Below are 26,138 nucleotides of genomic sequence, written 5' to 3' on the forward strand. Positions count from 1 at the left end.
GAGGCTGCGCGATGTGTTGCCCAGAATGCGCATGAACGACCATTTGGTATCTAAGGGAGGGGTGTTGATGAACACCACGTAACCGTCCGCCCACCCACACGCGCCATCGCCTATGCTCCACATATCAGCTGGGGGCACCACCGAAAGTGACCATTTCGGGTACGTTGTGATCGAATACGGGGTTTCGTCATGACTGAATACGGGGTTCGATTCGAGGTTCTCGGTCCACTGAGAGCACTGCGGGCCGGGGTGGAGATCCCCCTCGGTCCGCCCAGGCAACGCGCCGTTCTCGCCGCACTCTTATTGCGCGCGCCACGGCCTGTTTCCGCCGAGCGCATCATCGCGACCGTCTGGGGGGCCGACGGGCCCACCCCGTCGGTCAACCTCATCCAGAAGTACGTGTCGGGCCTGCGCCGTTGCCTGCCCGCCACCGCACCGATCACTCTCACCACGGCGGGCTACGCGATCGACCCACGCGGCGGCCTCGACCTGTGGGAGTTCGAGGAACTCCTCGCCGCGGCGCGCTCGTTCAAGAACGAGGCAGAACCCGCCCGCGCCGCGGAGGCACTGACCAGGGCCACGGCGCTGTGGCGCGGCCCGCTCGCCGAGGACACGATGGGTCCCGGCATAGAACTGGAACGGGACCGGCTCGCCGAACAGCAGCTCATCGCGCTGGAGGAGAGCCACGCGCTCGGCCTCGACCTGGGCCACGGGCCGGAGCACGTGCCCGAGTTGGTACGGCTGGCCGCCGAGCATCCGCAGCGCGAGCACCTGCACGGCCTGCTGATGCGGGCCCTCGCCCGCTCGGGACGGCAGATCGAGGCGCTCGACGTCTACGCGCGGATCAGGCAGCGCCTCGCCGAGGAGTACGGCACCGACCCGGGCCCTGAGCTGCGGGCCGCGCACCAACTGGTGCTGTCGGGAGGCGCCCAGGCGCCGCGCCGACCGCGCCCGGCGGAGGCACCGGCAGCCGTACCGGCCCAACTGCCGCACGACGCGTACGGCTTCACCGGCCGCACGGAGCAGGTCGAGCGCATCACCGGCCTGTTGCGGTCGGGCGGCATGCCGATCGTGTACGTCGAGGGCACGGCGGGCGTCGGGAAGACGGCGCTGGTCGTGCACTGCGCGCACCAGGTCATCGACGACTTCCCCGACGGGCAGCTCTTCGCCGACCTGCGCGGATTCGACCCGCTGGGGCCCGCCCATCCGACGGAGATCCTGGGCGGGTTCCTGCGCTCGCTCGGCGTGGCGGGCCAGCACGTCCCGCCGGACACGCGCGAGAGGTCGAGCCTCTTCCGCTCGCTGCTCGCCAAGCGCCGCGTCCTCGTGGTGCTGGACAACGCGGCGCACACCGAGCAGATACGGCCGCTGTTGCCGGGGAGTTCGGGGTGCGCGGTGCTGATCACCAGTCAGCGGCGGCTCACCGGGCTCGTCGCGGGCGAGGGCGCCCGGCACGTCGATCTGCCGGTGCTGCCCGCGGACGACGCGGAGCAGCTGCTGCACACCATGCTCGGCCCGGCCGCCGGGCAGTCGGCGGCCGAGATCGCGCGGCTGTGCGGCTACCTGCCGTTGGCGCTGCGGCTGGTGGCGGCGGGCGCGTCGGTGACGTCGGAGGACCTGGACGGCATCGCGCGGCGCCTCACCTCGGAGGACCCGCTCGCCCACGCCGCGGTGCCGGGCGACGAGCAGCTGTCCGTGTCGGCGTCGCTCGACCTGTCGTACCACTCGCTGGACGAGACGTCCCGCCTCGTGCTGCGGCGCCTGGCGCTGGTGCCGGGGCCGAAGCTGACGCGGCGGGCCGCCGCCGCGCTGGCGGGCCTCGGCGAGGAGGAGACGGAACGCGTCCTCGACTCGCTGGTGGCGGCGAACCTGATCGAGCCCTTCGGCACCCGCCGTTACCGCTTCCCGCACGACCTGCTGCGCGAGTACGCACGCCGCCGGGTGCTCACCGACGAGCGGCCGGACGAACGCGAGGCGGCCGTCCACCGGCTCACGGCCTGGTCCCTGCGGGCCGCGTCCGTGCTGGCCGGGGGCTCGGCGCGGCTGCACGTGGCGTCGCCGGGCGGGACGATCACGACGGAGCCCGCGCCGGACAGCGCGGCGGCGCGCGCGGTGCGGCGGGACGCGGGCGCCGAGCTGCTGAACCTGCCCGCGCTCGCGGGCTGCGCGGCGGAGCACGGGCCCTATCCCGCCGCCTGGATGCTGGCGCAGCGGCTGTGGGGGATGTGCAAGCACAAGAGCCTGATGCCGGAGTGGCTGGCCGGGGCGCTCGCCGGTCTGCGGGCGGCGCGGCGCGCCGGTGACCGTCAGGCGGAGGGCGAGCTGAGCGTCTCGCTGATCGACGCGATGCTGATCGGCGGGAAGGTCGATCAGGCGGAGAAGTACGCGCAGCAGGCGCTGTCCATCGGGCGGGAGCAGGAGCTGCCCGGATTGCAGGCGGCGGCCTACGAGTTCCTGGGCAGGCTGCGCTGGCTGAGCGGCGATCTGACGGAGGCGCGGGATCTGCTGACGCACGCGCTGCGGCTGTTCACGGCCGTGGAGCGGCCGGGGCAGATCGCGCTGGCGCTGTGCGGACTGGCCCGGGTCGAGGTGGATCTCGGGCGTCCGCACATCGCGCTGCGGCACTACCGGACGGCGCTGCGGCTGGCCCGTGCCCTCGGCATGCGGCAGCTGGAGGCCATGGCGCTGACGGAGCTGGGCGTGGCGCAGGAGGAGCTCCGGCAGGAGGACCTGGCGCTCTCCTCGCAGGAGGCGGCGCTGTCGCTCAGCGGCGAGCTGCCGAGGACGGCGGCGCTGTCGCAGGCGTATCTCGGCGTGTTGCAGGCGGGGCGCGGGCTCCAGGGGCAGGCGAGGTCCGCCGTACGGGAGGGGCTGCTGATCGCCGAGTCGCACAGCGACCGGTGGGCCCTGGCCGAGTGTCACAACGCGGCGGGCCGGGCGATGACGCTCATCGGCGACCGGCTGGAGGCGGTCGGCCACCATCAGGCGGCGCTGACCGTGTCGCGCGGGCTGAGCTACCGGCGGGGCGAGTTGCACGCCATGGTGGGGCTCGTCGCGAGCATGCAGGAGACGGCGGAGCGGACGCTGCTGGAGCGGCAGGCGGGCAGCATGGCGCGAAGACACGGCTACGCGGGTGTGGCCCGGCGTCTGTCGCAGCCGCAGCCGCAGTCCCAGCCGAGGGCGCGGGATGTGGCCGCGCCGTTCGCGCGCATAGCCTGAGCCTCCGGGGCCCGTGCCATGGCGGCCGGGTGCAGTGGAGGTGACGGGTGTTCGACCATCAGCGGTCGGCGGCACGGGTGACGTCCGTTGTCCCCTGGGGGGTCCTGGTCGTGCTGGAGGACGGCACGGCGGGGCTGGTGGACAACGCGAAACTGCCCGCGTGGCGCAATGGGGCGCCACTGCCGCGGCCGGGTGACACGTTCCCCGTGGTCGTCCTCGACGCGACGCGTGATCCGGTGCGGGTCAGCGCCTTGCCGGAGGACGCCCTGGTCGCGGACGGCTTGCGGCCCCTGCCCGGCGGGCTGGTGAACGAGGTGGTGAGGTCCGGCTCGACGGTGCGCCGGTGGCCGGGGGAACGAGCGGCGTACGTCCACGACCTGCTGCGGTGGTTCGCGCGGCGGGGGTGGAGCGGTGCGCCGCGCTACCTGGGCATGGACGACGACGGGCGGGAGGTGCTGGGCTTCGTCCCGGGTGAGGCGGCCCTGACGGACGCGCGGCAGCGGGAGGTACGGGCGCCGGAGGCGCTGGCGGCGGTCGTGCGGCTGGTGCGCGCGTTCCACGACCTGACGGCGGGCACGCCGCTGAGCGAGGGGGGCGACGTGGTGTGCCACAACGACCTGTCGCCGCGGAACACCGTCTACGCGCCGGGCACGTCGCGCCCTGTGGCGTTGATCGACTGGGATCTGGCGGGTCCTGGCGAGCGGGTGCACGACGTGGCGCATCTGTGCTGGCAGTTCCTGGGCTTGGGGCCGGGAGTGCGGGACGTGCCGGGGGCTGCGCGGGCCGTGCGTGCGGTGTGCGAGGCGTACGGGGAGGTCGGGGGGCGCGCGCTGACGGCGGCGGACGTGGTGGGGAACGTGCTGTGGTGGCAGGAGCGTTGCGCGCGGGGCATCGAGGCGGGGGCGGACGGCGGTGACGCGGCGATGGTGCGGCTGCGGGAGCGGGGTGTGCCGGACGAGGTGCGGGCGGCGCACGCGTGGGTGGCACGCCACAGGCGCGCCCTGTCCTGAACGGTCGTCGGGGAGGGCGCGCCTGCGCAAACGGGCCGGGCAGCGGCGACGGGTGTCACGTCCCGGCCGTGCCGGGCCTCCCGCCGAGGGATTCCTGGTAGGCGTCCGCGGAGGTGCGTGAGTCCATGACCAGGCCGTCGCAGAACGCGGCGACGTCCTCGCCGATCAGCTCCAGGACGCCCTTGCGCGCGGCGACGCCCTCCTCGAAGAAGTCAACGATGCCGGGGAGCAGGGGCCCGTCGGGCAGGTCGATCGGTCCGACCTTGAACAGGTACTTCTGCATCTCCTTGTAGACGATGCGGTAGTCGGGCGGGAGCGCCTTGACCCGGGCCACATGGGCCCGCCACTGCTTCTTGCCCTCGACGATGTCCTGGATGCCCATGTCAGCCTCCCAGCCGGCTCAGTTTCCTCGCGACGTCCCTGTTGAGCTGCTCGCGCCATCGGTCGCGACAGGTCCTGGCGCCCGCTCCACCGGCCAGCGCCGTGGCGAAACCGGGGATGTCGTCGCCGAGCACCTCGTGGACACCCTGCCCGTCCGCGGCCGTCTCTTCGAGCAGTCCGAGGGCCGCGTCGAGGAGCGGCAGCAGATTGCGGCCGGTGAAGTCCCCGTGCGGCAGGAGAGCGACCGTGATCTGCTCCCAGGCCGCCCGGTGGCCCTCCGGCAGGGCCGCGGCCCGTGCCGCGAACGCCTTCCACTCCTTGGTGAGGTCACTACCCGTGACGGTTTCCCAGTAGGTCATCTCCCGCCCTCCCTGAGCTTGTCGATGCGCGACGAGACGTACTCCCACTTCGCCCAGAACCTCGCGCGTTCCTCGCGTCCGGCGTCGTTGAGCGTGTAGAACTTGCGCGGCGGGCCGACCCCTGAGGGGCGCTTCGCCACCTGGACGAGGCCGTTCCTCTCCAGCCGCAGCAGGATGGTGTACACCGTCCCCTCGACGACGTCGGTGAAGCCCAGCTCGTTCAGCCGACGGGTGATGGCGTACCCGTACGTCTCCTCGGCGCCGATGATGTCGAGCACACAGCCTTCGAGCGTGCCCTTCAGCATCTCCGTCAGGTCGTCCATCGCGCGTCCTCTCGACCACCCCGGTACCCGGTATCACCGAGTACCAGTACAACGTATCACCGAGTACCGGAGGTGGCCAGCGACCTGCCGGGGCGCGGGCACGCGCGAGGGCCGCGCCCACCACTGCGGTGATGGTGGACGCGGCCCTTCGGCTCGGCCTGTGGGAGGACGGGCGCCTATGCGGCGCCGGTGGGGAAGGTGTCGCTCTCGCCGTCGGGCCACGTGACGGTGGCGGTGGGAGCTGTCGGGTGGAGCGCGACGCGGGGTGCGGTGGGGAGGGTTCCGGGGGGTGTGGAGCCGAGGTACAGCGCGACGACGTGGGGGGCGCCGGCGGAGGCGGCGGCCTCGTACACGGGCGTGGCACTGTGCGTGCCGTAGGGATTGACGTCCTGTCCGCGGCGCAGGGTGACCGTGGCGTTGAACGCCGGGTACAGCACGAGCAGCGCGCTGGTCAGACCGTCCGTGCGGCGCGTCAGGCCGTGGTCGCCCGAGGGCGGGACGGGCCCTGCGAGCGTGTGGCCGGGGATGCGTACGGGGTCCGAGCCGGTGACGTGGACGACGCGTACTTCCCAGGGGCCTTTGACCGCCGCGGCGGTGGTGGTGCTGCCGGAGCGGGACAGGGCGGTGCGGCCGGTGACGGACAGGCGCTCGACGGGGGTTTCGCGGTCCGGGTCGGGCCCGTCGTGGTCGGGGGCGGTGTGCGTCGTGTAGGCGCGGAGGCTGTAGACGTGGTGGTACGGCGGGGTGTGGTCGGTGCCGTGGTTGGCGATGCGGACGACGCCGTCGGCTGACGTGCCGGAGACGAGCCAGCCGGGCACGGGCAGCGTGAGCGTGAAGTCGCCCGCCTCGACGGGGAGGTCCTGTTCCTCGGCGGTCCACACCGGGTGGTCGGGCGGGAGGAGCAGGCCGGTGAAGCCCTTGCTGGCCCAGTAAGGGGAGGCGGGCCCCGAGTACGGCTGCCTGACGGGCTCGAAGCGGCGGTGCCAGCCGAGGGACAGCAGCCCGTCCTCCTCGGTCGCGCCCCGGTCGAGGAAGTAGCGCAGCATGCCGCTGGCGGCGCGGCGGGTGAGGCCGGGCGACAGCGGGGTGGCGTCGAACAGCGCGCCGTTGAAGAAGGGGGCGGCGGCGCCGAACCGGTAGGTCAGCGACCGGCCCTGGAACAGCGGGGCGCCGTCGCCGCCGACGAGGTAGGGGGCGGCGTCGCGCAGGAAGGCGTGGAGCCGTTCGCGGTAGCGCGCGGACAGTGCGGCCGTCTCCGGGGTGTCGCCGGTGATGCGGCAGTACCACAGCGGGTACAGGTGCATGGCCCAGGCGTTGTAGTGGTCGAAGTTCCGTTCGCCGCCGTCCGTGTACCAGCCGTCGCCGAGGTACCAGCCGTCGGTGGCGGCGACGGCGTGGGCGATGTCGGCGGTGGAGTGGGGGGCGCCGACGGAGCGGAGGAACGCGGCGACGACGGCGCGGAACCACACCCAGTTGTTCTGCGGGACGTCGATGCCGGACATCTGGGAGAGCCAGGCGACGGCGCGTTGCCGCACGCCGTCGTCCAGCCGGTCCCACAGCAGGGCCCGCGTCTCGTGGAGGGCGAGCGCGACGGACGCGGCCTCGACGCGCGCCTGGCCGATCTCCTCGGGTGTCGGCCAGCGTTCGGGCGAGGCGGGGTCGGTGCCCGCCGCGATGCCGGTGGCGTAGGGCGCGAGGATCGGCTCGGGGTCGGCGGCGTGGACGGCGCGGAACGCGGCGAGGAGGAACGTCCGCGCGTAGCCCTCGAATCCGTCGCTCCAGCGCCCTGAGACGCTGGCGGGCCCGGGCAGGTCGATGAGGGAGCCGCTGGCGTTGGCGTGGGGGCGGACGGCGGCGAGCATGCTGTCCGCCGCCCACTCCCAGTGGGCGCGGGTGAAGCCGGTGTGCGGGGAGAGGCGGTGGTCGTCCGGTGGACGGGCCGCCGTGGGGGTGGGTGCGCTGCGGGGGGAGGTGCTCAACGTATGCCGCCTTCCGTCAGGCCCGCGCGCCAGCGGCGCTGGAGCGGTATGAACAGCAGGATGAGCGGGATCGTCGCCACGGCGGAGCCGACGACGACCATGCGGGTGTAGTCCGGGTTCTGCCCGTCCGCCGAGCTCCAGGTGAACAGGCCCTGCCCGATGGTGAACAGGTCGTTGTCCGTGATCATCACCAGGGGGAGGAAGAAGTTGTTCCAGATGGCGATGAACTGGAAGAGGAAGATGGTGAGCGCGCCCGGGCCCATGAGGCGCAGCCCGACGGAGAAGAAGGTGCGCAGTTCGCTGGCGCCGTCGAGGCGCGCGGCCTCCAGGAGTTCGTCGGGGATGGCGCCGGAGGAGTAGGCGCGGGCGAGGTAGACGCCGAAGGGGTTGACCATGACCGGGATGAGGACGGACCAGTAGGTGTCCGTCATCTGGGCCTCGGACATCATGAGGTACAGCGGGACGACGATCGCGGTGTGCGGGATGAGCACGCCCGCGATGACGACGGCGTACCACTTCTCGCGGCCGGGGAACTGGAACTTGTCGAAGGCGTACCCGGCGGCGACGGACAGCAGCGTCGCGATGGCGGCGCCGCCGAGGGCGTAGCCCGCCGTGTTGAGGATCCAGCGGGCGAAGATGCCGTCGTCCTGGCGGAAGAGGTCCGCGATGTTGTCGAAGACGTGGAAACCGGCCGAGGGCGAGAAGCCGTTGGCGCTGTACAGCTCGGGCAGCGTCTTGGTGACGCCGAAGACGAGCCAGACCAGCGGCATCAGCGTGTAGATCGCGGCGATCGCGCACAGGATCGTCGCGGTGGAGCGGCGCAGCCACCAGGCGCTGCCGTGCTGTTCCGGGCGGGACTCGCGGGGCGTGGGCGGTGCCGGGCGCTCCGGGGTGAGGACGTCGGTCATCGTGCGCTCCTCCGGTTGGCGAACGTGGTGACGGCGAAGGAGAGGACTCCGGCGAGGACGGCGATCAGCACGGAGACGGTGGCGGCGTAGTGGTAGTCGTTGCTGTTGAAGGCGGCGGAGTAGGCGAGCATGTTCGGCGTCCAGGTGCTGGTCACCGAGCTGTTGCCCGAGGCCGACATGATCTGCGGCTCGGTGAAGAGCTGGAGCGAGCCGATGATGGTGAAGAGCGTGGCGACCATCACCGCGGGGAAGACCTGCGGCAGCTTCACGGAGAAGGCGGTACGGATCTCGCCCGCGCCGTCGATGCGCGCGGCCTCGATGGTGGCCTTGGGTATGGCCTGGAGCGCCACGTAGATGAGGACGACGTTGAAGCCGAGCGACTGCCAGACGGCGATGTTGACGAGCGAGCCGAGGACGCCGCCGCCGTTTAGGAAGTCGGCCTGGACGCCGATCGCGTCGAGCGCGTCGATGATCGGGCTGAGGCCGGGGGTGTAGAGGTACACCCAGACGATGGCGGCGATCAGTCCCGGCACGATGTGCGGGAGGAACAGCACCGTCTGGAAGAAGCGGCGCCCGGCGGTGATCGCCGTGTCGAGCAGCAGCGCGAAGAGCGCGGACAGCGCGATGAGCAGCGGCACGTAGATGACGCCGTAGAGCAGGACGCGGCCCGTGCCCTGGAGGAACTGCTCGTCGGTGAGCGCCCGCGCGTAGTTGTGGAAGCCCGCGAAGACGCGCTGGGGGCCGTCCCAGCCGATGCCGTCGTAGCGGTCGCGGAAGAAGCTGAGCCACAGGGCGTAGAGCATCGGCCCTATGTAGGTGAAGGTGAAGAGTGCGAAGAAGGGGCCGAGCAGCAGCAGTACGCCGCCTCGCCTGCCGCCGCGTGTGGCGGCGGTGCCCTTCCCCTTGGTGCCGGTGCGGCCCGGGGTGCCGGTGATGGATGCCATGACTGTCCCTGTCGTTCCTCTCCGTCGGGTGACGATGTCCTGCCGGATCGGCGGCCCGTCAGCCCGTCACCTCGTAGCCGCGCTGGCGCATCTCGTCGAGCATGTCGTCGTGCCAGCGGCGCAGGGCGGCGGTCAGGCCGCCGGGTGAGCCGACGGCGGCGCCGGTACGGTCGTTGAGGCGCTGGAAGCCGTTGGTCATGTCAGGGCCCCACTCCCAGGCGGGGTCGATGCTGAGCGCCGCCTCCCTGGCGACGGCGGTGAGGTTCATGCCCTGGACGTACGGCATGGCCGCCTCGGTGGCCGCGCCCCAGGCGTCGGCCAGGTTGACGTTCGCGGGGAAGGCCGTGGACATGGTGGACGCGGCCTCGACGGCGTCGGGGGAGGTGGAGACCCAGCGGGCGAACTCCATGGCCTCGTCCGGGTGCGGGGAGCCGACGGGCAGGGTCATGACGGAGCCGCCGTAGTTCCCGGCGCGCGGCTGCCCGTCCCAGGTCGGCAGGGGGGCGACGCCCCACTTCCCGGCGAGTTCGGGCACGAACCGGGAGAGGTTCGCGGCGCTCCAGGGGGCGGCCAGCAGGGTGAGGGAGGTGCCCGCGTTGAGGTCGTTGATGTGCTTCTCGGCGTACGTCGGCTCGGCGTTGACGAGGCCGTCCGCGATGAGGCCGTCCCAGTACTCCGTCATGCGCGTGGTCGCGGGGTCGTCGGTCTCCAGCGCCCAGGTGCCGGTGGAGGTGTCGAACCAGTCGGCGCCCGCCTGCCAGGCGAGGCTGGAGACGAGTCCGGCGTCGGCGGTGCTGAAGGTGGTGATGGCCGCCTCGGGGTTCCGTTCCTGCAACTGCTCGGCGGTGGCGCGGTACTCGTCCCAGGTGGTGGGCGGCTGGAGGCCGTACTCCTCGAAGAGGTCGGAGCGGTAGAAGAGCACGGTGGGGGCGACGTCCTTGGGGAGGCCGTAGACCTCGTCGCCGAGGGCGGCCTGCCGCCAGGCCCACTCCGGGTACTCGCCCGCGAGGTCCTCGACGCCGTAGCGGGTGATGGGCTGGATGACGTTCTGCGTCACGAAGCCGGGCATCTGCGGGTACTCGACGGTGGCGACGTCGGGGGCGCGGCCCGCCCGTACGGCGTTGAACATCTTCGAGTAGCCGCCGGACGTCCCCGCCGGGATCTGCTCGAAATTGACCTGGATGTCGTCATGTGTGGCGTTGAACCGGTCAACGATCTCCTGCGAACCGGCCACCCATGACCAGTAGGTGATCTCGGTCGGGCCGTCGGCGCCACCGTCGGCCAGCCCGCAGGAGGCGAGCATCAGGACCGAAGCCGCCGCCGCGACAATGCGTCGGAGCACGAGGCACCTCTCCTTCGTTGGCGTTGTGCCCCAGCACACTGGCCCAGCATCGACAATCAGTCAATAGAAACAATCAACTTCGTTCATCAAGCTCTACGATCGTCCATTAAGCTGCATGCAGCATCGAGAGAGGACTCACGGACATGGCCGACATGCTCGTGGAACAACGCCAGGAGCTGCTGCTGCGCGAGCTGCACGCCACCGGTGCGGTACGCGTGGCCGAGCTCGCCCAGCGCTTCGGCGTGTCCACGGGTACGATCCGGCGCGACCTCCAGGAGCTGGCCGACCTCGGCCGCCTCACCAAGGTCCGCGGCGGCGCCATCCTCCTGGACCGCGCGTCGTCACGGCCCGACACCGCCGACGAACCGGCGGCGCCCCCCGCGCCCGAGGCCGCGCCCCCGGCGGGCGACCGTACGCTCGGCCTGCTCGTCCCCTCCGCGACGTACTACTACCCGCGGGTCCTCGCCGGGGTCCGCGAGGTCGCGGCGCGGCGCGGCGCGCGGGTCGTCATCGGGCTGACCAACGTGGACCGGCCGCGCGACGTGCGGCAGATCGAGGAGCTGTGCGACTCGGGCGTGGCCGGGATCCTCGCCGCCACCACGGGCCCGCACCACCTCCCCGAGGAGACCCTCGCCGCGCTGCGCGACTGCGGCCGTCCGTACGTCCTGATGGAACGCCAGCCCCTCGACCCGTACGAGCCCTGCCAGTACGTGATCACCGACCACCGCCAGGGCGCGTTCCTCGCCGTGAAGCACCTGCGGTCGCTGGGGCACGACCGCGTCGCGCTCTACCTCACGGACACGCCCACCGCGTCGGTCGTGCGCGAGGGCTGGACGGACGCGGTCCGCGCGCTCGGTCTCGACCCGGCGGCGCCCGTCATCGACGCCGAACGCACCGCGCTCGGCTCGTCCCATGCGGCGCGGCAGTACGACGCGTTCATCGACGGCTGCCTGGCCGGAGGCGTGCGGGCCGCGCTCGTGCACTCCGACCACGACGCCATCGAACTCCTCCAGCGGCTGCGCGCCCGCGGGATGCGCTCGCCCGAGGACCTGGCGCTGATCGCCTACGACGACGAGATCGCCGCGCTCGCCGAGGTACCGCTCACCGCCGTCTCCCCGCCCAAGCGGCAACTGGGCGAGCTGGCCGCGGAGATGCTGCTCGACCAGCTGGACGCCCACCCCTCGGCGCCGCGCCGCGTGACGATGCAGCCCCGGCTGATCATCCGCCGCTCCTGCGGCGCCAAGGAGGAGAGCGGCTGACGGCCCGCCAGCCAGGTCGGATACGTCAGATGCCCGGTCCGTAGCCGGGATCGGGCTCCTGGCGCGGCGTCCACCAGGCCGTCACGCCCGCCAGCCCGAGCGCGAGCGCGGTCAGGGACACGGCGACCGGCAGCCAGGCGCGGGTCGTGTGGCGCCGCGTCAGCGCCCCGACGGCGAGGGGCAGCAGAGCGGCGCCGAGGACGATCAGCGGCAGTTGCACGAACGGGACGGTCAGGTCACGCGCGTGCCCCTCGAATCCGCCGTTCAGGCTGAACGACGCGCGCGGCGCGCCCGTCAGCAGGGCCGCCACACCACCGGCGACGGCGAGCAGGCACCCCGCGTTCGCCGACTCCGCCCCCGGTTCCCGCGCCATGCCGTCTCCTCCGCCACCCGTCAGGACGCCGTCGGCGGGGACGTACGGCGCCGGGCGCGCGGTTCCCCGGTCATGCCGCGGGGGGCGCCTGGACACCCGTGTGGACGTGGGCGGCCCAGACCGTGACCAGCGGCGGCGCCGCCTCCCTCGCGGCGCGGACGGCCTCGTGCAGCGCGAGCGCCGTGTCGCCGTGCGCGCCGCGGGCCGTCCAGAAGTCCCGTGCGAGCCGTTCCGCCGCGCTGTCCTGGACCTGCCACAGCGTCGCGACGACGTGGCGGAACCCCGCGAGGCGGAAGGCGGAGCCCAGGTGCACGGACTCGTCGGCCACCTCGTCAGGGCCGAGGCCGGTCGCGCAGGCCGACAGGAAGGCCAGCTCCGCGTCCGCGATCCGCAGCCGGTGGATGTCGGAGATCAGCAACGGCTGGTCGTCCAGGGCGAGATGGCCCATCGCCGGGGCGAGCGTGTCGAGGTGGGCGTGGCAGGCGAAGTGCGCCAGCCCGCCGGGGCCCAGCTCCGCGAGCACCCGTTCGCGCGTCGCGTCCCGGCCGGTGAGCAGCCGTCCGCCGATCTCGCCGTGGACGAACGCCGCCTCCGACGGCGCGCCGGGCAGCGGCGGGGCCGCCGGTGAGTCCGCCACGGCGACGACCAGCGCCGGGAGCCAGGTGTCGCCCGACGCGCGCGGCACGGCGCGGACGGCGCGCACCGTCGGCGTGTACGAGGACACGACACGGTCGAGGACGGTCAGGTCCGTGCCCTGGTGCCCGGCGGCGTGCAGCGGCAGCGCGGTGAGCGCGCCGGTCGGCGACCACCACACGCGCGGCCAGGGCGCGCCGTCCGGCGGCGGCGCGGTGTGCCCGAGCGCGTCGAGGACAGGACCCGTGACCGTGTCCCAGAGCCAGGCGAGCGTGTCGCGCAGGGACCGCTGGGCCGCGACGCGCTCCGGGCGCCGGGCGGCCGGGTCCTGCGCGACGGCCACGTCACGGGCGAACCGGCGGGCGCGGTCGTCCAGTTCGCCGGGGTCCAGGGCGTCGAGGGGGACGACGCGCAGCCGGTCGCGGTCCAGGACGAGCGCGTCGCAGCGGTGCGCGCTCACGTTCACGGTGACGACCGGGCCCCGCGTGACGCAGGCGGCGAGCGCGGCGGCGTCCGGCGGGCGCAGGAAGTCGCCGAGGCCCGGCAGTTCACGGACCCGCGCGACGAGCGCCCGCCACTGGCCGCCGAGTTCGTGACGCCGGTCGGGATCGGTGACGCGCGAGGCCAGCGCGTCGCGGACCTGTTCGAGCGCGTCGGCGAGGGCGGGCGAGGCCGCGCGCAGGTCGGCGGCCCCGTGGTCGAGGGCGAGGGCGGACGTCAGGAGGATGGCGCGGCCCTGTTCGAGAAGTTCGAGGGCGGTCTCCTGGCGGCCCGCGTGCAGGGCGGCGGCAGCGGCGTCGCGCGTCACCTGGAAGTTCCCGGCCAGCAGGCCGACGCGGTCGGCGGACCGCAGATGCCCTGGCGCCAGCTCGGGCAGGACGGCGACGGCCCGCGCGTACGCCTCCGTGGCGCCCGCCCAGTCGCCGCCGCGCGCCGCCCAACCGCCCCAGGCCCGGGCCGCGTCCAGCCGCAGCCACGGCGCGGCCTCCGCCATGTCCGTCAGCTCACGCATGACGGCGCCGGCCTCGGGCAGCAGCGCGACCTCGCCGTGGTCCGTCGCACGCTCCCCCAGGATCTGGGCCAGGTTGTGCAGCGCCGTGGCGCGGGTGCCCGGCTGGGAGGCGCCGTCGGCTGCGGCGCGGTAGGCGGCGGCGATCTCGGGGAGCAGCCCGGGATCTCCGGTGATCCGGTGCAGTCCGACGAGGGCGGCGCCGGTGTTGATCAGCACGTTGGCGCGCGCGGCGGGCGTGGGCGCCGCCTCGGCCGCCTCGCGCAGCAGGGCGATCGCCTCGTCGAGCGCGGCCGTGTCCGTGCTGCCGGGCTCGACGGCGGCGCGGTGGCGGTGGGTGAGGAGCAGGGCGACGGCCAGGTCGTCCAGCCGCTTCGTCACGTCCTGCGGCCCCGCCGGGTCGTCGGCGTCGCGCAGCAGCGTCACGGCCTCGGTCAGGTACGCCGGGTCGGGCGCGTACGCGAAGCGCGCCAGCAGGGCCCGGCCCAGGGCGGCACCGGCGCGGCGGGCCGCCGACGGGTCCCCCGCGACGGCCCTCGCCTCCCGGGCTGCGGCCAGCGCCTCGTCGGCCGAGGCGCGGTCGGAGGAACGGTGGTGGCGCTCCACGAGCATGTCGCTCAGCTCGGCGAGCCGCAGCGCGCGGTCCGCCTGCCCGAGCGTGCCGGACACGCGGACGGCGGCGCGTACGGCGGTGATCGCCGCGTTCAGCGCCGCGTCGTCCGGCGCGGCGAGGTGCCGCGCGTAGTGGGCGCGCGCCAGGAGGCTCCAGCGTTCGGGGACGCTGGGGTGGTCGGGCGGGAGGCCGTCGAGCGCGGCCCGGAGGAGGACGATCGCCTCGTCCAGCTCCGCCGCGTCGTCGGTGGCGCTGCCGTGCAGGTAGAGGGCGTGGCCGAGGAGCCGTTCGGCCTGCGTCGGATCGCCGGTCATGCCGCCGGGCGTCGTCATCCAGCGCAGGACGGCGACGGCGCGCTCCAGGTCGGGCGGCGGGCCGCCGCGCTCGTACCGCTGGATCAGCGCCATGCACAGCAGCAGGGACGCCGTGTCGTGGTCGCGCGTGTAGGCGCCGACGGCGGCCATGGCGTGGTCGAACGTCGCCACCGCGTGGTCCAGGACGGCGTGTTCGCCGACGTCGTCGGGCAGGGTGGGCGGGGGCAGGCCGCCGCGTTCCGCCTCGGGGATACCGCGTGCCGCCAGGTCGCCCATGGCGCGGGCGGCGTCCGCCATGGCGCCCTGCGCGTCGCGGCGGACGGCGGGGGTGCGGGCGAAGAGGGCGACGACGGGCGGGGGCAGTGCGCGGCGCGCGCCTCCACGGCGTGAGGTGTCGATGAGGTAGAGCTGGGCGAGGGCCGCCTGGTAGGGGGCGTCGGCCCGTCCGTGCTCGCCGCGCGCGGTCAGGGCCTCGTACTGGCACCAGCGCAGCAGTCCTGCGGCGAGGACGCCCGCTTCCCAGACGGCGCGCCCGCCGCGATCGGGAAGCTCCGTCATCAGCGCGGTGGCCTCGTGGCTCGCCTCGGGATCGAGCACGGCGTCGGCGTCGCGCGCGCCCTGCCAGGCGTCGATGCGGGCCTGGACGGCGGCGAGGTGCGGCGGGGGCGCGGAGCGGCGGAACATCGGTCAACTTCCCAGTGCGCCGAGGGCTTTGAGCATGTCGAGGAACCGGGGCGTGGCCTTGAGGACGTGCGGGTTCTCCCGCGAGCCGTCGGTGGTGCCGTTGTCGCCCATGACGGGGAGGGTGACGGGGTCGAGGAGGCCGTCGGACCACCACAGCAGGTCCGGCGTCAGCTGGCGCCCGTCCTCGCCGGGTCGGCCGAAGAGGTCCCGCCCGGCGGCGTGGAGGGCGGGCCCGGCGACGAACAGGTCGAGGCCGGTGACGGGCCAGTACAGCAGCGCGTCCGTGCGCGGCGCGACGACCAGGACGCCGTACGGCGCCGGTCCGGCCAGCTCGCGCATCCGCAGGAGGTGGGACGCGGTCCACCAGCCGCCGCCCGCGAGGGCGTGGAACTCCGCGCCGGGCTGCCCGACCGTGCCGGAGTCGCACGGTTCGCGGTACAGGTTGTGCAGCGCGACGGCCCACAGTTCGTCGGGCGAGACGTCCCAGCGGGCGAGGTGGGCCGTCTCGACCGTGAAGCTGCCCCCGTCGGTGGCGAGGCAGGGGGTGGCGTACAGGCCGCCGCCGAGGCCACGGGCGTGGGTGCGGCCGTAGCCGCCCGGCTGGCCGTCGTCGGGGAAGACGCGGGGCAGGAGGTGGTGGCGCGCGGCGTCGAAGGGGCCGTCGAGGAGGCCGAGTCCGAGGTCCACGGTCGCGTTGCGCCGCTCGAAGTGGGCGGCGAGCGCGTCGGGCCACGCGTCGCGCGGCAGGCCCCGCAACTCGGCGGCGAGGTCGCCGAGTTCGGTCATGTACGGGCGTCCGTCGCGCGCGTGGCCGCGCGCGAGGGGCTCGTCGCCCACGACGCGGACGCCGTCGCCGCGTTCGTCCGTGACGCTCTCCTCGACCAGTGCCTTGAAGGCGTCCCACTCCTCGGGGCTGAACCACGCGCACCACGCGGGCACGGCGGACCGTCGGCCGGGGCGTCGTCGGAACAGGCTCACCGGGACAGCCTAAGTCCCGTCGTATACAAGGGATATGGCCGCGCGCGTCACGGGAGGAGCACGGGGGCGTACCTGTCGCTCCAGCCGGGCGACGCCGTACGGGCGGCGGCGGCCTCCACGGTGGCGTGATCGACGGTGGCGGCCACCCTGGCGCCGGTGCCGAGGTCCCGGGCCGCGACGTGCAGCACCCCGTTCGCGTCCACGTCCATCGCCACCTCGACGCGCGGCACGCCCCTGGGGGCGGGCGGCAGCGCCAGTTCGAGGACGGCGAGGGTCCTGTTGTCGGCGGCGGCGGCCCTCTCGCCCTCCACGACGCGCAGGAGCATCACGGGCTGGCCGTCCGCGCCGGTGGTGAACGTCTCCCGGCGCTTCTCGGGGATCACCGTGTTGCGCTGCATCAGCTTCACGGTGATCCCTCCCCTGGTCCCCACCCCGAGCGACGCGGAGCAGGCGTCGAGGAGCAGCACCTCCTTCACCGCGCCGGTCAGGACACCGGCCTGGAGCGCGGCGCCCGTGGCGACGCCCTCGGGGATCAGCCCGCGATAGGGCTCGCGCCCGCCCGTCAGCTCACGGACCAGCTCGCCGATCGCGGGCATCCGGGTGGCGCCGCCCGTCAGGATCACCCGGTCGATGTCGGCGAACGCGAGCCCGGCGTCGCGCAGGGCCTGTTCGACAGGTCTGCGGCAGCGCAGCAGCAGATCGCGCGTCAGGTCCTCGAACTGGGCGCGGGTGACGACCTCGTCCAGGTGCACCGGGCCGCGCGGGCCGGTGGCCAGGTAGGGCAGCCGGACGGACGCCGCGTGCGCCGCCGACAGCTCGAACTTCGCCGTCGTCGCCGCCTCCCGCAGCCGCTGGACCGCCGCGACGTCGCCGCTCAGGTCCACGCCGTGCGACCGCCGCACGCGGTCGGTCAGGTCGCGGACGATCCGCAGGTCCCAGTCGTCGCCGCCCAGGTGGTCGTCCCCCGCCGCCGCCTTGACCTCCGCGACGCCGTCGCCGATCTCCACGAGCGAGACGTCGAGCGTGCCTCCGCCGAGGTCGAAGATCAGGACGGTGCAGTCCTCCCGGTTCAGGCCGTAGGCCATCGACGCGGCCGTGGGCTCGCTGACGACGCGGGCCACGCGCAGCCCCGCCAGCTCACCGGCCCGCACCAGCGCCGCCCGCCGGTCGAGGCCGAAGCCCACCGGCACCGTCAGCACGGCCCCGCCGAGCGGCCCGCCCAACGCGGCCTCGGCGTCGGCCCGCAGGCGGGCGAGCATCAGCCGGGCGACCTCCTGCGCCGTCAGACGTACGCCGCCGCGCGTGACGCTCCAGTCCGTGCCGAGCCGCAGCTTCGCCGCCCGCACGGTGTACTCGGGGTTGGTGACGGCCTGCCGCTGCGCGGCCGTGCCGACCAGGACATCGCCCTCGGCGGTGACGGCGACCACGCTCGGCGTGGTGAACGCGCCCTCGGCGTTGGGGATCAGCCGGACGTCCCCGCCCTCGACCACGCCGATCGCCGAGTTCGTCGTGCCGAAGTCGATGCCGACGATCGGGCGGGGGCCGGTGTCCCGCCCGCGCCCGCGGTCCTTGTCACGCGGTCGGCGTGGCGGCGGCGCCGCGGGGATCTCGCCGAGCCCGCGCCCGTGCCACAACGCCCGCGCCCGCGCGGCCACGTCGCGGTCGGCGTCGGCGGTGAGCGTGAGCAGCGCGTCGCGCGCGGCGTCACGGTTCGGCCCGCGCACGCTGCCGAGCAGCCGCTCGACCAGGTGCAGGGCACCGGCGCGCCGCCACGCCTCCGGGCCGAGGACGGCGTTCCGCAGCTCGGCCAGCCGCTCGGCGTCGCCGTGGCGCGGGTTGCGCGCGATGTGGATCGTGCCCTGCGCGTTGTCCACGCTGAGCGTCGGCGTCTGGGCGGCGACGCGCCGCCGCACCCGGTCGTGCACGTAGGTGTACAGCTCGTGGACCGACACGAGGCCGTCGCCGTCGAGATCCGCCGACCCGTCCCGCAGGCCGTCCACCACCGCCGAGGTGAAGACGGACGGCTCGGCGGGCGCACGGCTGGAGCGGACGTCCCGCTCGGCCTCGTGCGCGTACTGGAGCGCGGTGGACGCCGTGAGCACCACCCGGCCGTTGCCCGCGAAGGGCTCGGCGACATCGACGGCGGGTGGGTCGCCGCCGCGCCGCCGGGCGTTCACCGTGAACGCCCCGCTGTAGCAGCAGTCGAGGAGGACGACGATGCGGCGGCAGCGGCTCTGCCCGATCCAGTCGCCGACCATGTCGGCGGGGACGGCCGTGGAGCCGGGGAGGTCGCGCTCGGTGTCGCGCATGACGAAGTGCAGCCGGCCCCGCAGGTCCTTCCAGCCGTGCAGGGACAGGTGGAGGAGGAGCAGGTCGTCCGGACCCGCCCGGGTGAAGAGGGATTCGAGGGCACGCTGCGCGGAACGCTGGTCGCCGTCGATGAGCGTCTCGACCGCGAAGCCGCCGATGTCCGGGTCGCCGAGCACGCCCGCGAGCGCGGCCGCGTCGGCGGTGGCGGCCGGGAGCGGCGTGAAGTGCGGGTCGTCGTACCGGCTGTTGGCGATGATCAGGGCACGCTTCGCCACGGCGGTTCACTCACCGTGGCGGCGCAGGAACTCCTCCAGGGCGCGTCTGCGCGTCTCCTCGGACGACGCGGAGAGTTCGATCTCGTCGTCGCCGATCCTGATCCGGATGCTGCCGGACCGCCGACGGTTCAGCCAGTCCTGGAGAAGACCGGCGAGCACGGGCAGCAGCGCGCCCCCGCCGCCGAGGCCGAGGACCAGCGCGCCGATCTCGACGGCGCCCGCGCTGCGCGTCCCGGGGGGCGGGGGGAGCGGGGCGGGGGCCCGCTCGATGTGGGTGAGGTCGAGGTGGTCCAGCTCGCCGATGAGGCTGAGCAGGCTCTCCTCGGCGTACTCGGCGTACTCGGCGTCCCCGGGGTCTCCCGGGTTCCCGGCCTCCGCCTCGCCGACCAGCTCGACCCGGATGTGCTGCGCCGTCGCCACGCGTCCCCCTTCGTCCGCCCCTGGCGGCCACCTTAACCGGCGCCGACGCGCGTGGCGTAGGACCGATGCCGTAGGGGGAGTGACGACCTCGGGCCGAGGCGGCGGCGTCGGGCGGCGCCTAGCGTCGCAGGTATGAGGATCGGCATATTGGGGACAGGCAACGTCGGACGCGCGCTCGCGGCGGGGTGGGGCGGTGCGGGGCACGAGGTCGTCCTCGGGTCGCGGCGGCCGGGCGCTCCGGAGGTACGGGCCGCGCTGGTGCCCGTGCTCGGGGAGAACGTGCGGGTGAGCGACCTGGATGCGGCCGTCGCCGACGCGGAGGTCGTCGTCAACGCGACGCCTGGCACCGTGTCCGTGCCGCTGCTCGGTTCGGTCGGACCGGCGGCCCTGGCCGGGAAGGTGCTGCTCGACGTGGCGGTCGGCTTCGGCGCGGACGGGACGCTCTACCACCTGGTCGAGAGCCTGGGCGAGGAGTTGCAGCGCACGTTTCCGGCGACCCGTGTCGTGAAGACGCTGTGCACGGTGGACGCCGGGGTGATGGTCGCGCCCGGCTCGCTCGACGGGCCGAGCACCGTGTTCCTGTCAGGGGACGACGAGGGCGCCAAGCGCACGGTCGGCGGGCTGCTGCGTGACCTGGGGTGGACGGCGGACTCCGTCCTCGACCTCGGCGGCATCGGCACGGCGCGCGGGCAGGAGCACTTCGCCCTGCTGTTCCTCGGGATCGCGGGCGCCCTGGGGTCCTACGGGTTCAACGTGCGCGTGGTCCCGCCGACGAACGGCTGACCGCCCGGCGGCGGTTGAGGCGCAGGGCGGCCAGGACGGCGGCGGCGGTCACGGCCGCCGCGCCGCAGGCGATCTCGGCGGCGGTGTCGCCGCCGGTCAGGGACAGCGTGGCGTTCGCCGCGACGCCGACCACGAGCACGACCCACAGGAACAGACGGAACGGCAACGCCATCGGACGGCCCTCGCTCTCTCGGTCCGCGGGACCGCCGGGAGCGGGCCGCGTAGCAGGACCCACCCTCGCCGACGCACGCCCCGGGAACCATCCGGCCACCTGCCCTGTCCGGGGTACAGCTGGCTGTACCCCGCCCTGCGCCAGGGCTACTTGAGGTCGATCTCGGCCCAGACGGTCTTGCCGACGACCAGCGGCTCGGTGCCCCACCGCGAGGAGAGGCCGCCGACGAGCAGCAGGCCGCGTCCGTACTCCTGGTCGTCGGCGGGCAGCCGCGGCTCGGGGAGGCGTTCGGTGCGCGGATCGGTGACCTCGATCCGCAACGTCCCGGCGGTGCGCGTCAGCTGCACCCTGAACAGGCGTCCGGACACGCGGCCGTGGAAGATCGCGTTGCTCGACAGCTCGCTCACGATGACGGCGGCGTCCCCCGCGATCTCCGGCAGCCCCCACACCTCCCCCACCAACCGCGCCGTCCGCATCCGCGCGAGCCGGACACTGCGGGGCAACGGCGTGTAGGTGAGGCGGTCTTCCTGGAGGACGGCGCGGGGCTCGGGCGACGCGGGAGGTACGGCCATGATGATCTCCTCGTGAGAACGAAGGTCCCGTCAGGCATCGAGCCGGGCATAGCCGAAGGTGCCTGACGCGCTACCGAACGTACTCGGGCTCACGAATCGCATCAACTTTTCCCGAGGAAAATTTTCCTCGCACGTGCTTGCGGCGGGGAACCCGCTTTGCCGGGATGACCGCGCGTCACGTAGTAATGGCCTCATGACAGCAGATCGGGCGAAGCGCGGGGCCACGGTCTCGACAGTCCTCGGACGCAGGCTCGGCGGTGAGTTGCTGCTCCTGCGCGAACGGCTCGGCCTCCGGCAGAGTCACGCCGCCGAGGCGCTGTCGGCTTCTGTGGCGAAGGTCGCCAAGATGGAGAACGGCCTGGTCCCCATGCGGGATCCGGACATCCAGGCACTCTGTCGCGCCTATGGCGTCAGCGATCCGGAGGCCGTGGGCCGCCTCTGCGAGCTGGCTCGGCTGGACCGCGAGCGCCGCAAGGTGCAAGGGCGCTGGTCTCGGACGGAGACCGCCTCGTCCGCCGCGCTGCGTGAGTACCTGGCCATGGAGGAAGTGGCCATCGGCATCCTGAACCTCGAACTCAGCGCGATCCCCGGCCTCCTCCAGACTCCGGAGTACGTGCGCGCCCTGCTCCAGGGCGGGCCGGGGCGGGAACCGGCCGAGCGCGAGGCGGCGGTCGAGATCCGGCTCAAGCGGCAACAGCGGCTCACCGGTGAGCATCCGGTCGCTCTCGACGCGGTGGTGTGGGAAGGCGCGCTACGCCAACTCGTCGGCGGTGCGGAAACGATGCGCGGCCAGCTCGGGCATCTTCTGGACGTGTCCCGGCAGGAGAACATCAGCCTGCGGGTCGTTCCTTTCCGCGCCGGAGCGGCCGGTTGTCCTGTCGGCCCCTTCACCATCCTCTCGTTCGCCCCGGCCGAGTCCATCGACGTGGTGTACGCGGACGGCGTCGAATCAAGCTTTGTGGCGGAGAACAGACATGACAGCGCCGCCTATCGGAACTACTTCGGGGCCATGTCCGGTGCGGCTCTCGACGCGGGAGAGTCCCGCAGCCTGCTGGACGATATCCGCAAGGAGACCAGCAGATGATGCCTGAACTGGACTTCCACAAATCCAGCTACAGCAGCAACACCGATGGCGGCACCTGTGTCGAGGTGGCGACCAATGTGCCGACGACCGTGGCCGTCCGCGACTCGAAGGACACGACGGGCGTCGTGGTGCACACGACTCCCGCGGTGTGGAGCGCTTTCAGCCGCTTCGTGAGGCAAGCGGGGCGGCCGTGCTGATCGACGACTCGCGCCCTTCCGCCGAGCCGGACGCTCCGCCCACAATTGAGCACGACCAGCCATCAGGGGCAGGCGGGGGAAAGGGCTCCCATGTCCGACAGCCGTTTCATCAAGTCCAGCTACAGCGAGGCCGACGGTGAGTGCGTCGAAGTGGCGGCCGGTGCTCCGGTCGGCGTGATGGTCAGGGATTCGAAGGACGTGGATGCCGGGCTGGTGCGCGTCCGGCCCGAGGTGTGGGGGGCGTTCCTCGGGCACGTGAAGGACGCGCACCGGGACTAACCCCTCGGGTAGCGGTCCAGCCAGGCCGGGGAGGACTCGGCGGGGGTGTGCAGGGCCGGGCCCTGGGTCATCTCCATCGCGAAGTCGTCGGCCAGCTCCAGGATCGTGGCGCGGCCTTCGAGTCCGGCCAGCCAGGCGGGCGGCAGCGCCGTCTCGCCGTGGAGGGCGCCGAGCAGGTTGCCGCAGATGGAGCCCGTCGAGTCCGAGTCGCCGCCGTGGTTGACCGCCAGGAGCAGGCCGTGGGCCATGTCCTCCGCGACCAGCGCGCAGTACACGCCCATGGCCAACGCCTCCTCGGCGACCCAGCCCTCCCCCAGCGACTCGACGCGCTCCGCCGTGGGAAGTCCCTGGCGGACCGCGCCGAGCGCCTGCTTCAGCGCCGCCGTCGTCTCCTCGTGGTCGGGACGCGCGGCCAGCAGGACGAGGGCCTTCTGCACCGCCGTGTCCAGGTCGTCGCCGAGCACCACCGCGTGCACGATCGCGGCGAACGCCCCGGCGGCGAGCTGCCCGGTCGGGTGGCCGTGCGTCTGCGCCGCGCCCTCGACGGCCAGTTGGAAGGCCAGCGGCGCGTCCCAGCCGACGAGCAGCCCGAACGGCGCGGAGCGCATCACGGTGCCGCAGCCCTTGGAATCCGGGTTCTTGGGCTTCTCGACCGTGCCCATCACGGCGTCGCCGAGACCGAGCAGGCAGGCGTTGCCGGGGGCGCGGCGGGCGTACAGCCACTCCTGGCGGGCCAGCCAGCCGTTGTCCTGGCGGCGTTCGTCCGGGCCCCAGTCGCGCTGGGTGTGGTACCAGCGGCGGTAGGCGGCGTGGAGGTCGGTCGGCGGGTGCCAGGCGCCGGTGTCGCGGCGGACGTGCGCGCGTATGAGCCCGTCCACCGTGAACAGCGTCATCTGCGTGTCGTCCGTGACGGCGCCGAGGCGTCCGTACGCGGGCACGTAGTCCGTCACGCCCGACGGCCCGTGGGCCGCCCGGATGGCGTCGAGCGAGTCGAACTCGATGCCCGCGCCCAGCGCGTCGCCGATGGCGCCGCCGAGCAGGCAGCCGCGCACCCGGCTGCGGTAGTCCTGCTGGTCCGCGCGGCCCCACAGCCGCCCACCCGTCGGGCCGCTCACGCGCCACCTCCGAGGACCGGCAGGAGCTTGGGCAGTTGTCCGTCCGCCTCGGCCGCGCGCGCGGCGCGCTCCGGCGTGACCTCGCCGTACGTCGTGTCGCGCAGCCGCGAGGGTCTGCCCGCCGCCTCGGCGATGGCCCGCAGGTCGGCGACGGAGCGGTAGGAGCCGTACGAGGACCCTGCCATGCGGGAGATGGTCTCCTCCATGAGCGTGCCGCCGAGGTCGTTGGCGCCCGAGCGCAGCATCTCGGCGGCGCCCTCGGTGCCGAGCTTCACCCAGCTCGTCTGGATGTTGGTGATGTGCGGGTGGAGCAGGAGGCGGGCCATGGCGGTCACGGCCCGGTTGTCGCGCGCCGTGGGCCCGGGGCGGGCGATACCGGCCAGGTAGACGGGCGCGTTGGTGTGGACGAACGGGAGGGTGACGAACTCGGTGAACCCGGCGACGCCCTTCTCCTCGTTGCGCTGCTGCATGCCCGCGAGGGTGCGCAGGTGCGTGAGCCAGTGCCTGGGCTGGTCCACGTGGCCGTACATCATGGTGGAGGACGAGCGGATGCCCAGCTCGTGCGCCGTGCTAATGACGTCGATCCAGGTCTCGGCGGGCAGCTTGCCCTTGGTGAGGACGCGGCGGACCTCGTCGTCCAGGATCTCGGCGGCCGTGCCAGGGATGGTGTCGAGCCCGGCCTCGCGGGCGGCGGTCAGCCACTCGCGGACGGACATCCCCGTGCGCGTCGCGCCGTTGACGACCTCCATGGGCGAGAAGGCGTGGACGTGGATGCCGGGCACGCGCTTCTTCACCGCGCGGGCGATGTCGAAGTAGGCGGTGCCGGGCAGGTCGGGGTGGATGCCGCCCTGCATGCAGACCTCGACGGCGCCGACGTCCCACGCCTGCTCGGCGCGGTCGGCGACCTGGTCGAGGGAGAGGGTGTACGCGTCGGCGTCGGTGCGGCGCTGCGCGAAGGCGCAGAAGCGGCAGCCGGTGTAGCAGACGTTGGTGAAGTTGATGTTGCGCGTGACGATGTAGGTGACGGTGTCGCCGACGACGGAGCGGCGCAGGTCGTCGGCGACGCGGCACAGGGCGTCGAGCGCGGGGCCCTCCGCGTGCAGGAGGGCGAGGGCCTGGTCGTCGGTGAGGCGCGTCGGGTCGTCGGCGGCGACGGCGAGGGCGGCGCGGACGTCGGTGTCGATGCGCTGGGGGGTCTTGCCCGGGACGGCGAGTTCGGCGAGGGCGGCCCAGTCGCCGTACACGTCGTCGAAGTCGTCGCGCCGGTCGGCGGTGCGGCCCTGCGAGTCGATGGTGCGGTGCAGGTCGGTGCGGCCGGTGGCGGTCAGCGGCTCGTCCGGCTCCTGCCAGGGCAGGCCGCGCGGCATGGCGCCCTCGCGGGCGAGGCCGGTGACCGGGTCGGCGAGCGCGGTGACGTGCGGCAGGAGCCGCGGGTCGAGCCAGGGCTCGCCGCGCTGGATGAACTCCGGGTAGATCGTGAGGCGTTCGCGCAGCTCGAACCCGGCGGCTGCGGTACGGGCCGCAAGGTCGTCGATCTGCGGCCAGGGCCGCTCCGGGTTGACGTGGTCGGGCGTGAGCGGCGAGACGCCGCCCCAGTCGTCGATCCCGGCGCGGACGATGAGGGCGTACTCCTCGTCCACCAGGTTCGGCGGCGCCTGGATGCGGGCGGCCGGGCCGAGCAGCAGGCGCGTCACGGCGACGGCCGCGGCCAGCTCGGACAGTTCGGCGTCCGGCATGGCGCGCATCGCGGTGTCGGGCTTGGCGCGGAAGTTCTGGACGATGACTTCCTGGATGCCCCGGTACGTACGGGCGGTGGCGCGGATCGCGAAGACGGACTCGGCGCGCTCCTCGTACGTCTCGCCGATGCCGATGAGCAGCCCTGTGGTGAACGGCACGTTGGAGCGCCCGGCGTCCTCCAGGACGCGCAGCCTGACGGCGGGCTCCTTGTCGGGCGAGCCGTGGTGCGGGCCGCCCGGCTCGGACCACAGGCGGGTCGCGGTGGTCTCCAGCATCATGCCCATGGACGGGGCGACCGGCTTGAGGCGCTGGAGGTCGAGCCAGGACAGGACGCCGGGGTTGAGGTGGGGCAGGAGGCCCGTCTCCTCCAGCACGCGCACGGCCATCGCGCGGACGTACGCGAGCGTGTCGTCGTACCCGGCGGCGTCCAGCCACTCGCGGGCCTCGGGCCAGCGGTCCTCCGGCTTGTCGCCGAGGGTGAACAGCGCTTCCTTGCAGCCCATCGCGGCGCCCTGCCGCGCGATCTCGACGACCTCGTCGGGCGAGAGGAACATGCCGTGGCCCGCGCGGCGGAGCTTGCCGGGGACGGTGACGAACGTGCAGTAGTGACAGCGGTCGCGGCACAGGCGCGTCAGGGGGATGAACACCTTCTTCGAGTAGGTGATCACCCCGGGCCGCCCGGCCGCTTCGAGGCCCGCGTCCCGCACCCGGGCCGCCGCCGTGGCGAGCCGGTCGAGGTCGGCGCCGCGCGCCTGGAGCAGGACGGCCGCCTCGGACACGTCCAGGCTGACGCCGTCCTCGGCCCGCCGCAGGGCGCGGCGCATCGCGTTGGCGGTGGGGACAGACGGACTGGTATTCATCCTCCG

General features: G+C 73.6%; 22 protein-coding genes and 1 pseudogene. 7 read left to right on the forward strand and 16 right to left on the reverse strand.

Annotated features, from left to right (window positions below):
• Nucleotides 1–189 precede the first annotated feature (189 nt).
• Both IF27_RS13240 and IF27_RS13245 read left to right on the forward strand, forming a co-directional pair.
• A complete protein-coding gene (locus tag IF27_RS13240) occupies nucleotides 190–3,219 on the forward strand; it encodes an AfsR/SARP family transcriptional regulator (protein WP_110945841.1) in 3,030 nt (1,009 codons plus the stop codon).
• Nucleotides 3,220–3,266: 47 nt separating this feature from the next.
• Nucleotides 3,267–4,229 carry a phosphotransferase gene (locus IF27_RS13245; protein ID WP_223291046.1) on the forward strand — a complete coding sequence of 321 codons (963 nt, stop codon included), beginning with the start codon at nucleotides 3,267–3,269 and terminating at the stop codon, nucleotides 4,227–4,229.
• A 55-nt stretch (nucleotides 4,230–4,284) separates the two neighbouring features.
• Here the strand turns inward: IF27_RS13245 and IF27_RS13250 are convergent, their stop codons facing one another.
• From IF27_RS13250 to IF27_RS13280, 7 genes are all read right to left on the reverse strand, one after another.
• Nucleotides 4,285–4,611 (reverse strand): DUF1048 domain-containing protein, encoded by a 327-nt coding sequence (locus IF27_RS13250; RefSeq protein ID WP_052849716.1) that lies wholly within the window; start codon nucleotides 4,609–4,611, stop codon nucleotides 4,285–4,287.
• Between the two features lies 1 nt (nucleotide 4,612).
• Complete coding sequence (locus tag IF27_RS13255; protein ID WP_052849718.1) at nucleotides 4,613–4,969, reverse strand: DUF1048 domain-containing protein; 357 nt, start codon at nucleotides 4,967–4,969, stop codon at nucleotides 4,613–4,615.
• Nucleotides 4,966–5,292, reverse strand: coding sequence for a PadR family transcriptional regulator (locus IF27_RS13260; protein ID WP_052849720.1), 327 nt, complete (start codon nucleotides 5,290–5,292; stop codon nucleotides 4,966–4,968). The genes IF27_RS13255 and IF27_RS13260 overlap by 4 nt, the downstream gene beginning before the upstream one ends.
• Nucleotides 5,293–5,468: 176 nt before the next feature.
• Nucleotides 5,469–7,271, reverse strand: coding sequence for a DUF2264 domain-containing protein (locus tag IF27_RS13265; RefSeq protein ID WP_052849722.1), 1,803 nt, complete (start codon nucleotides 7,269–7,271; stop codon nucleotides 5,469–5,471).
• The gene (locus IF27_RS13270) at nucleotides 7,268–8,179 is read right to left on the reverse strand and encodes a carbohydrate ABC transporter permease (protein ID WP_110945842.1); all 912 of its coding nucleotides are present in this window, start codon (nucleotides 8,177–8,179) and stop codon (nucleotides 7,268–7,270) included. Before IF27_RS13270 ends, IF27_RS13265 begins: the two co-directional genes overlap by 4 nt.
• Nucleotides 8,176–9,123 (reverse strand): carbohydrate ABC transporter permease, encoded by a 948-nt coding sequence (locus IF27_RS13275; protein ID WP_052849724.1) that lies wholly within the window; start codon nucleotides 9,121–9,123, stop codon nucleotides 8,176–8,178. The genes IF27_RS13270 and IF27_RS13275 overlap by 4 nt, the downstream gene beginning before the upstream one ends.
• Before the next feature lie 58 nt (nucleotides 9,124–9,181).
• Nucleotides 9,182–10,465, reverse strand: coding sequence for an ABC transporter substrate-binding protein (locus tag IF27_RS13280; RefSeq protein WP_052849726.1), 1,284 nt, complete (start codon nucleotides 10,463–10,465; stop codon nucleotides 9,182–9,184).
• Nucleotides 10,466–10,608: 143 nt separating this feature from the next.
• Here IF27_RS13280 and IF27_RS13285 point away from each other — a divergent pair, with 143 nt between their 5' ends.
• Complete coding sequence (locus IF27_RS13285) at nucleotides 10,609–11,724, forward strand: substrate-binding domain-containing protein (protein ID WP_223291047.1); 1,116 nt, start codon at nucleotides 10,609–10,611, stop codon at nucleotides 11,722–11,724.
• 25 nt (nucleotides 11,725–11,749) lie between these two features.
• On the opposite strand, the gene IF27_RS13290 is transcribed toward IF27_RS13285, so the two are convergent.
• The 5 genes from IF27_RS13290 to IF27_RS13310 form a co-directional block, all read right to left on the reverse strand.
• Nucleotides 11,750–12,097: a hypothetical protein gene (locus tag IF27_RS13290; protein WP_052849728.1), complete on the reverse strand. Its 348-nt coding sequence runs from the start codon at nucleotides 12,095–12,097 to the stop codon at nucleotides 11,750–11,752.
• 70 nt (nucleotides 12,098–12,167) lie between these two features.
• Complete coding sequence (locus IF27_RS13295; RefSeq protein ID WP_052849730.1) at nucleotides 12,168–15,350, reverse strand: CHAT domain-containing protein; 3,183 nt, start codon at nucleotides 15,348–15,350, stop codon at nucleotides 12,168–12,170.
• 3 nt (nucleotides 15,351–15,353) lie between these two features.
• Nucleotides 15,354–16,328: a hypothetical protein gene (locus IF27_RS13300; RefSeq protein ID WP_190232934.1), complete on the reverse strand. Its 975-nt coding sequence runs from the start codon at nucleotides 16,326–16,328 to the stop codon at nucleotides 15,354–15,356.
• 47 nt (nucleotides 16,329–16,375) lie between these two features.
• The gene (locus IF27_RS30245; protein WP_052849732.1) at nucleotides 16,376–18,913 is read right to left on the reverse strand and encodes a caspase, EACC1-associated type; all 2,538 of its coding nucleotides are present in this window, start codon (nucleotides 18,911–18,913) and stop codon (nucleotides 16,376–16,378) included.
• A gap of 6 nt (nucleotides 18,914–18,919) precedes the next feature.
• Nucleotides 18,920–19,333: an effector-associated constant component EACC1 gene (locus IF27_RS13310; protein WP_052849733.1), complete on the reverse strand. Its 414-nt coding sequence runs from the start codon at nucleotides 19,331–19,333 to the stop codon at nucleotides 18,920–18,922.
• A gap of 111 nt (nucleotides 19,334–19,444) precedes the next feature.
• Here IF27_RS13310 and IF27_RS13315 point away from each other — a divergent pair.
• Nucleotides 19,445–20,116, forward strand: a pseudogene (locus IF27_RS13315) (NADPH-dependent F420 reductase); the annotation flags it as partial.
• Here the strand turns inward: IF27_RS13315 and IF27_RS13320 are convergent.
• Together IF27_RS13320 and IF27_RS13325 are read right to left on the reverse strand one after the other, a co-directional pair.
• Nucleotides 20,082–20,288: a hypothetical protein gene (locus IF27_RS13320; protein ID WP_052849735.1), complete on the reverse strand. Its 207-nt coding sequence runs from the start codon at nucleotides 20,286–20,288 to the stop codon at nucleotides 20,082–20,084. The pseudogene IF27_RS13315 and the gene IF27_RS13320 sit on opposite strands and share 35 nt — an antisense overlap.
• A gap of 146 nt (nucleotides 20,289–20,434) precedes the next feature.
• The gene (locus IF27_RS13325; RefSeq protein WP_052849736.1) at nucleotides 20,435–20,860 is read right to left on the reverse strand and encodes an ATP-binding protein; all 426 of its coding nucleotides are present in this window, start codon (nucleotides 20,858–20,860) and stop codon (nucleotides 20,435–20,437) included.
• A gap of 193 nt (nucleotides 20,861–21,053) precedes the next feature.
• On the opposite strand from IF27_RS13325, the gene IF27_RS13330 reads away from it, so the two are divergent.
• From IF27_RS13330 to IF27_RS13340, 3 genes are all read left to right on the forward strand, one after another.
• A complete protein-coding gene (locus IF27_RS13330; RefSeq protein WP_052849737.1) occupies nucleotides 21,054–21,944 on the forward strand; it encodes a DUF5753 domain-containing protein in 891 nt (296 codons plus the stop codon).
• Complete coding sequence (locus tag IF27_RS13335) at nucleotides 21,941–22,141, forward strand: DUF397 domain-containing protein (RefSeq protein WP_338058206.1); 201 nt, start codon at nucleotides 21,941–21,943, stop codon at nucleotides 22,139–22,141. The genes IF27_RS13330 and IF27_RS13335 overlap by 4 nt, the downstream gene beginning before the upstream one ends.
• A gap of 90 nt (nucleotides 22,142–22,231) precedes the next feature.
• Entirely contained in the window at nucleotides 22,232–22,420 is a 189-nt protein-coding gene (locus IF27_RS13340; protein WP_052849738.1) for a DUF397 domain-containing protein, read from the forward strand.
• Here the strand turns inward: IF27_RS13340 and IF27_RS13345 are convergent.
• Nucleotides 22,417–23,535 carry an ADP-ribosylglycohydrolase family protein gene (locus IF27_RS13345; protein ID WP_052849739.1) on the reverse strand — a complete coding sequence of 373 codons (1,119 nt, stop codon included), beginning with the start codon at nucleotides 23,533–23,535 and terminating at the stop codon, nucleotides 22,417–22,419. The two genes, IF27_RS13340 and IF27_RS13345, sit on opposite strands and share 4 nt — an antisense overlap.
• Nucleotides 23,532–26,132: a bifunctional FO biosynthesis protein CofGH gene (locus IF27_RS13350; protein ID WP_110945843.1), complete on the reverse strand. Its 2,601-nt coding sequence runs from the start codon at nucleotides 26,130–26,132 to the stop codon at nucleotides 23,532–23,534. Before IF27_RS13350 ends, IF27_RS13345 begins: the two co-directional genes overlap by 4 nt.
• Nucleotides 26,133–26,138: the final 6 nt, after the last annotated feature.

The organism is Streptomyces avicenniae, assembly GCF_000719135.1.
In the GTDB taxonomy this organism is placed as follows: domain Bacteria; phylum Actinomycetota; class Actinomycetes; order Streptomycetales; family Streptomycetaceae; genus Streptomyces; species Streptomyces avicenniae.

Excerpts from the sequence above, each read along its gene's own strand:
- IF27_RS13240 (WP_110945841.1), top strand. The coding sequence starts at position 190 with ATGACTGAATACGGGGTTCGATTCGAGGTTCTCGGTCCACTGAGAGCA.
- IF27_RS13250 (WP_052849716.1), bottom strand. The coding sequence starts at position 4,611 with ATGGGCATCCAGGACATCGTCGAGGGCAAGAAGCAGTGGCGGGCCCAT.
- IF27_RS13255 (WP_052849718.1), bottom strand. The coding sequence starts at position 4,969 with ATGACCTACTGGGAAACCGTCACGGGTAGTGACCTCACCAAGGAGTGG.
- IF27_RS13260 (WP_052849720.1), bottom strand. The coding sequence starts at position 5,292 with ATGGACGACCTGACGGAGATGCTGAAGGGCACGCTCGAAGGCTGTGTG.
- IF27_RS13270 (WP_110945842.1), bottom strand. The coding sequence starts at position 8,179 with ATGACCGACGTCCTCACCCCGGAGCGCCCGGCACCGCCCACGCCCCGC.
- IF27_RS13275 (WP_052849724.1), bottom strand. The coding sequence starts at position 9,123 with ATGGCATCCATCACCGGCACCCCGGGCCGCACCGGCACCAAGGGGAAG.
- IF27_RS13285 (WP_223291047.1), top strand. The coding sequence starts at position 10,609 with ATGGCCGACATGCTCGTGGAACAACGCCAGGAGCTGCTGCTGCGCGAG.
- IF27_RS13290 (WP_052849728.1), bottom strand. The coding sequence starts at position 12,097 with ATGGCGCGGGAACCGGGGGCGGAGTCGGCGAACGCGGGGTGCCTGCTC.
- IF27_RS13295 (WP_052849730.1), bottom strand. The coding sequence starts at position 15,350 with ATGTTCCGCCGCTCCGCGCCCCCGCCGCACCTCGCCGCCGTCCAGGCC.
- IF27_RS13320 (WP_052849735.1), bottom strand. The coding sequence starts at position 20,288 with ATGGCGTTGCCGTTCCGTCTGTTCCTGTGGGTCGTGCTCGTGGTCGGC.
- IF27_RS13325 (WP_052849736.1), bottom strand. The coding sequence starts at position 20,860 with ATGGCCGTACCTCCCGCGTCGCCCGAGCCCCGCGCCGTCCTCCAGGAA.
- IF27_RS13330 (WP_052849737.1), top strand. The coding sequence starts at position 21,054 with ATGACAGCAGATCGGGCGAAGCGCGGGGCCACGGTCTCGACAGTCCTC.
- IF27_RS13335 (WP_338058206.1), top strand. The coding sequence starts at position 21,941 with ATGATGCCTGAACTGGACTTCCACAAATCCAGCTACAGCAGCAACACC.
- IF27_RS13340 (WP_052849738.1), top strand. The coding sequence starts at position 22,232 with ATGTCCGACAGCCGTTTCATCAAGTCCAGCTACAGCGAGGCCGACGGT.
- IF27_RS13350 (WP_110945843.1), bottom strand. The coding sequence starts at position 26,132 with ATGAATACCAGTCCGTCTGTCCCCACCGCCAACGCGATGCGCCGCGCC.